At 49.0% G+C, this 249-nt stretch carries 1 protein-coding gene; it reads left to right on the top strand.

Features of this window, described 5'->3' with window-relative positions; all coding sequences use genetic code 11:
- Positions 1-30: 30 nt before the first annotated feature.
- On the top strand, positions 31-249 hold a 219-nt coding region (locus Y887_RS20865), incomplete at its 3' end, for a pyrophosphatase-like OB fold-containing protein (RefSeq protein WP_211257036.1).

Genomic DNA, 249 nt, shown 5'->3' with positions numbered 1-249 from the left:
GTCGTCAACTTGCGCCACAACGTAGGGAAGATGGATGCTGCGTCGCTGCCTAAGATGAAGTTGCACGGGATGATTCTTGGCATCGAGAATCCTCGAAACAGCATTCGCAGGGGTAACAGCCTTGATGGTGAATGGGCAGTTAAGATGCCGCACCATTACGGATTTATCAAAGGCACCAAGGGCGCTGATGGTGATGAAGTCGACTGCTTTGTTGGACCAAATATGAAGTCGCCTAAAGTATTCATCATT

It is taken from the genome of Xanthomonas pisi DSM 18956, from assembly GCF_001010415.1.
GTDB lineage: Bacteria > Pseudomonadota > Gammaproteobacteria > Xanthomonadales > Xanthomonadaceae > Xanthomonas > Xanthomonas pisi.
Note: the sequence above shows the minus strand (reverse complement) of the source record. Positions and strands in the feature narration are given on the sequence as shown.